At 69.6% G+C, this 5,323-nt stretch carries 4 protein-coding genes and 1 pseudogene; 1 reads left to right on the top strand and 4 read right to left on the bottom strand.

What is annotated here, in order from left to right:
* Nucleotides 1–31: 31 nt before the first annotated feature.
* The 3 genes and pseudogenes from BZY54_RS43545 to BZY54_RS43535 form a co-directional block, all read right to left on the bottom strand.
* On the bottom strand, nucleotides 32–2,338 hold the full coding sequence (locus BZY54_RS43545) for a SpoIIE family protein phosphatase (RefSeq protein ID WP_244217620.1): 2,307 nt from the start codon (nucleotides 2,336–2,338) through the stop codon (nucleotides 32–34).
* Nucleotides 2,339–3,041: 703 nt separating this feature from the next.
* Nucleotides 3,042–3,182 (bottom strand): annotated as a pseudogene (locus tag BZY54_RS49955) (ATP-binding protein); the annotation flags it as partial.
* Nucleotides 3,183–3,223: 41 nt separating this feature from the next.
* Nucleotides 3,224–3,901 carry an SDR family NAD(P)-dependent oxidoreductase gene (locus BZY54_RS43535; RefSeq protein WP_086730886.1) on the bottom strand — a complete coding sequence of 226 codons (678 nt, stop codon included), beginning with the start codon at nucleotides 3,899–3,901 and terminating at the stop codon, nucleotides 3,224–3,226.
* A 131-nt stretch (nucleotides 3,902–4,032) separates the two neighbouring features.
* On the opposite strand from BZY54_RS43535, the gene BZY54_RS43530 reads away from it, so the two are divergent.
* Complete coding sequence (locus tag BZY54_RS43530; protein WP_086730885.1) at nucleotides 4,033–4,746, top strand: TetR/AcrR family transcriptional regulator; 714 nt, start codon at nucleotides 4,033–4,035, stop codon at nucleotides 4,744–4,746.
* A 14-nt stretch (nucleotides 4,747–4,760) separates the two neighbouring features.
* Here the strand turns inward: BZY54_RS43530 and BZY54_RS43525 are convergent.
* A partial coding sequence (locus tag BZY54_RS43525) for a Rossmann-fold NAD(P)-binding domain-containing protein (protein ID WP_086730884.1) occupies nucleotides 4,761–5,323 on the bottom strand: 563 nt, incomplete at its 5' end.

Below are 5,323 nucleotides of genomic sequence, written 5' to 3'. Positions count from 1 at the left end.
GGAGGCTAAGGGTCGGGGATGATTGCTGAACCTACGGCATGCGCAGCACCTGCTCGGAGCAGAGGGTCTTGACGGAGAGGGTGTAGCGGGTGACCCAGCGATGAGTGAACTGGGCGAGAATGAACAGGCCGCGGCCGCGCTCGTCGAATGCTCGGGCCCGGCGCAGATGAGGACTGACGCTGCTCCCGTCGCTGACCTCGCAGATCAGGGTCTCACCCTTGATGAGCCGCAGCCTGATCGGCCCTCTGGCGTGCCGCATCGCGTTGGTGACCAGCTCGCTCACCACCAGTTGCGTGACGAACGCGGCCTCTGCCAGTCCCCACCGGGCGATCTGCTCCGCGGCGAGCCGGCGGGCGTTGGCGACGACGGCGGGATTGCTGGGCAGGTCCCAGGTGGCGAGGCGGTCCTCGCCGAACACGTGGGGGCGGGCCAGGAGCAGGGTGACATCGTCGGCGTGCGGTTCGGGGCACAGGGTGTCCAGGACGTTGTCACACAGGTCATCCAGCGTGGTGGCCGGTTGGGCGAGTGCGCTGCACAGGTCGGAGAACCCTTCGTCGATGTCGCGCTCCCGGGTGGTGAGGAGACCGTCGGTGACCAGTGCCAGCAGGCCCCCTTCCGGCACGACGACGTCCGCCGCCTCGAACGGCAGACTGCCGAGTCCCAGCGGAGGCCCACAGGGCAGGTCGATGACACTGCTGGTGCCGTCCGGGTGGAGCAGCACGGGGGCAGGGTGGCCGGCGCGGGCCAGGGAGCAGGTGCCGGAGATCGGGTCGTAGACGGCGTACAGACAGGTGGCACCGATGTCGCCGGGGATCTCACCGGCGGGCTCGCCGTCTTGCTCACCTGCGGTGTGGGTGATGATGTCGTCGAGGTGAGTGAGGAGTTCCTCGGGCGGCAGGTCGATGTCGGCAAGGGTACGCACAGCGGTACGGAGACGGCCCATGGTCGCAGAGGCGTGGATGCCGTGGCCGACGACGTCGCCGACCACCAAGCCGACTCGTGCTCCGGGCAGGGGAACCACGTCGAACCAGTCACCGCCTGCCTGGGCGCCGCAGCCTGCAGGCACGTACCGGGCGGCCGTCTCCACAGCGGGATGCACGGTCGACTCCCGGGGAAGCAGGGCCCGCTGCAGGGCGAGCGCGATACCGCGCTCCCGTGTGAACCGGCGCGCGTTGTCCAAACAGATCGCGAGCCGGTCGACGAGATCCTCGCTGATCGCCGTACAGTCCGGGCCGAAGGCTTCTTCATGCGAGGCCGCGTACCTGACGAACAGGGCTGCCCCGAGGGGAACGCCCTGGGCACGGATCGGCACGGCGATGAGGGAGTGGGGGCCGAACGTCTCGGCGAGCGACGCCTGAACGGGATCCTCGGCCAGCCAGCGGATGGTCTCGGGATCCTTGGTGCTGTGACGAATGGCCCGGCCCTCGGTCAGGCATCGCGCGAGCGGCGACGAGCACGGATGGGTGTGCACTTCCGTAGCGCTGATCACTGGATCGAGCGCCTGCCCGGCGGCCCATTGGTATGCCGCCCGGCGCAGGACAGTGGCACCCCGAGGAAGGACGGGCGTGGGCAGCTCACCCTGGAAGACAGGCTCGAGGAGGTCCACACTGACGAAGTCGGCGAAGCGCGGGACGGCGAGTTCCGCGAATTCTCGTGCGGTTCCGATGATGTCCAGGCTCGTACCCACGCGGGTCCTGGCCTCGCTGATCAAGGCGATGCGCTCCCTGGAGTCGTACTGCTGGGAGTAATCGGACGCGGCAACGCCCACCGCACACACCGAGCCGTCCGCGTCCTTGAGCGGGAAGACGTCCATGGCCCACGCGTGAGCCTTGGATTCCCCGGGCAGCCTGACGATGGGCTCCGCCGCTTCCGCCTTCCCGGTTTGGGCCACTCGAAGGACCCGCCGCTCCACCTCCTCGATCGCGTTGCCCTGGAGAATCTCGGTCAGACGTCGGCCACGGGCCTCCTCCTCGGAAAAGCCCCCGACCCCAAGCATCGGCTGGTTCCCGCGCAGCAGCCGTGCGTCCAGGTCGTAAATGGCAACGGCAAGTGGCTGCTGCTCGAACATCCAGTGCGGGAGCAAGGCATCCCAGGGTGTGCCTGTCGCGGCCTCGGGCACGGCCGTCAGCAGGAGCAGGAAGCCGCAATCCCGATCGGTGTCCAGCAGCGGGCACAGGCGCGCCTGCGCGTGCAGCGGGAGGCCGTCGCGGTGCCGTAGCGTTCCCTCGGCCGTCAGCAGCTCGTCCCCCGGCCTGCCGATGATTTCAACAGGGGCGTATCCGAGCAGTTGCTGCGCACCACTGCTCCAGCGCGTGACGCAGCCGTCGCGGTCCAGCACGCCTACAGCGGCGGACGCGTCGAAGCGAGCACCGGTGAATTGGCGAGTCTTCCGCCTGCCCCAGGTGCGCATAGTCGTCTCTGATCTCTTGTCCCAGGCATTATCCACAGTGCTCCTGGGGCCCCGGGATGACAAGTCTGGGACGGGCATCGACCCACCGGGCGCACCCCTCCGGCCAACGTCACAGCCCGCGAGAGGCGTTCGCAGGAACGACGCGCGCTTCTGCCCTGATCGCCATGGCGCTGCTACGCAGACGCTGCGCCGGGGCGGAGGCCGGGGCGCTGCCCCGGCGCCCCCACGGTCGTGGTGGGTCAGCAGGGCTGGACGTCTCGGCTGGGTGGAGCGATAACCGACTGGTCGCGGCCTACGTGGAGCGAGTGCTCGGCCGGATCGAGTCTCACGCCCCGGGCCTGCGCGCAGTTGTGACACGGTGGAGTGCGGTCAGCCCGGCAGAGATCGCTGCAGCCAACCTCAACGCCGTCCACGGCGACCCGTACGGCGGCTCCGCCGAGTTCGACCAGAACCTCATCTGGCGACCGGGGCCGTCGATGAGCCGCCACCGCACCGCCGTACCCGGCCTCTGGCACATCGGCGCCTCGACCCATCCCGGTCCAGGCCTCTCCGGGGGCTCCGGCCACCTTGTTGCCCGGCAGTTGCTCGGTCGGGCCGCACATCTCCGCGGCTAGGAGGTTGTGACCATCAGACGGCCGGCGCCCACCAGATCGATCTCCGGGTTGTTCTGTCGGTTCCACCAGCCGCCCACCGCCTCGGTCGCAGGCCAGCGGTTATCGGGCAGCAGCAGCCGCTCCAGCGAGCCGCGGATCAACGGTTCCGCGACCCGTCCTGGACCGCCGCGGCACGATCAAGGGTCGGCGGAGTGTTGTGTCAGCGGCTGAAGACGCGTTCGGCCTTGTCGCGGTCGGTGGTGTGCAGTTCCCAGTAGACCGGGGAGATCTCCTCGGGCTGAGCCGTCGGGAAGCCGGCGATGACCGACATACCGATGGAGACGTCGATGCCGATGTGGGCGGCCTGGATGCCGCTGCCGTCCAGCTCCTTGTGCAGGTTGATCGCCCAGTTGCGCAGGGCCGCGGCGGCGGCGTTGACGTTGCCGACCTGAGGAACGGGGTCGATGGATCCGGCGCCGGTGGTGTACAGCAAAGTGCCGGCGCCGGCCTCGCGCATCGCGGGAAGCACTGCCCGGGTGGCGGCGATGGCCCCGTAGAGCTGGAAGTCCATCTCGTGCTGCACATCTGCGGGTTCGGTCGCGCTCGGGGTGGTGAGGGTGGTGGAGTCAATGCCGCCGACCGGGGAGTACTCCAGTACGTCGATGCCGCCGAAGCGCTCGGCGGCGTCCTGCAGTGCGCGGGTGAGGGCGTTGCGGTCGAAGACGTCAGCGGGGAAGGCGGCGGCGGTGATGCCGTCGGCAGCGAGCTTGCCGATCAGGTCGTCGAGCTTGGCGCGGTTGCGGGAGATCAGCGCGACGTTGTGGCCGTGGGAGCCGAAGGTGCGGGCGATGGCAAGCCCCAGTTGGGGGCCGGCGCCGACGATGGCGATGGTGGGCACGGGAAACCTTCCGTTGGAGTAGAGGCGGATAGGGCTATCCATTTTCTCATCCGGAAAGCCCTATCCGCTTCCGGGGTCCGAGCGTAGCACGGGAATCGGATAGGGCTTTCCGGTTTGCTAGTCTGGTCCGCATGCACCCTCGGGATAAACACACCGGCGGCGCCGGCAGCACGGCCGAGTCCGCTGCTCAGCCGCTGCGCAGCGATGCGGAGCGCAATCGGGAGCGGATCATCGCCGCCGCGCGCACGGTGTTCGGCCGCGATGGTCTGAGCGCGTCGATGGCCTCGGTCGCACGGGAGGCCGGGGTGGGGATCGCCACGATGTTCCGCCGCTTCCCCACCAAGGAGGAACTGGTCGCGGCCGTCTTCGCGGACCGGATGGACGCCTATGTGCGAGCCACTGCCGAGGCACTGGCCGACCCCGAGCCGTGGAGTGGCTTCACCGGCTACATCGAGACGGTCTGCGCGATGCAGGCCGCCGACCGAGGCTTCGCCGATGTCCTGACGATGAGCCTGCCCGGAGCCGAGGCCCTGGAGGCGTGCCGCGCCGAGGCGTACCAGGGTTTCCTGGAGCTCATCGCCCGCGCCAAGGACAGCGGAGACCTGCGCGAGGACTTCACCAGCCGGGACCTGGTCCTGCTGCTCATGGCCAACGCCGGCGTCCTGAGCGCCACCGGTGAGGACGCGCCCGATGCCTGGCGCCGTCTGGTCGCGTGGATGATCCAGTCGTTCCGGGCCCCCGCCCGCGGCGCGCTGCCGGATCCGCCGGAGGATGCCGCGCTGTATAAGGCCATGCGTCGCGCCAGCCTGGGCATCACCTCACTCGAGACCGGAAAGGGGCGCTGATCCCCGGTCGGCGGTCAGTCGAGCCGAATCCCGGTGCGCTCCTCCAGGGCGTGCAGGAGCCGGTCCTGGAACGCGGGGTCGCGCGCGGCGGGGTGCGGGTCCTGGGTGCGCTGGTGGTACCAGTAGCCGCCGGTGGGCGGCGAGATGTCGCCGTGGGCGGCCAGCCAGACCTGGGTCTGGTGGCCGGCGGCGAGGTCGTCGGTCGCGCCGGGGCCGCCCATCCGGGTGGGCACCCAACCCGGATCGACGGCGTGGGCGGCCGTCCCCTCCCACCGGGAGGCGACGGCCATGGCCAAGGCGGTCACCCACAGCTTGGTGTCGCTGTAGGAGGCCGTGCCGTTGGCCAACGGCACGAGGCCGGTGGAACCTCCCCGATGCAGGGAGCTGCTCAGGTAGATGAGTCGGGATGGCCTGTCCATCAGAACCGTCAGCATGTAGGGCGCGATGGTGTTGACGGTGGCCGCTTCTGGGGTGTGCATGGTTCCGGCGTCGTGGATGACCGCGTCGAAGCGGCCGAACGCGGCGGTCTGCCGGGTGACACCGGGGATCCCGCCCATCTCGGCCAGATCCCCGGTGT

The sequence above is a fragment of the Streptomyces carpinensis genome (assembly GCF_002154505.1).
In the GTDB taxonomy this organism is placed as follows: domain Bacteria; phylum Actinomycetota; class Actinomycetes; order Streptomycetales; family Streptomycetaceae; genus Streptomyces; species Streptomyces carpinensis.
This window is presented reverse-complemented; position numbering and strand designations above follow the sequence as displayed.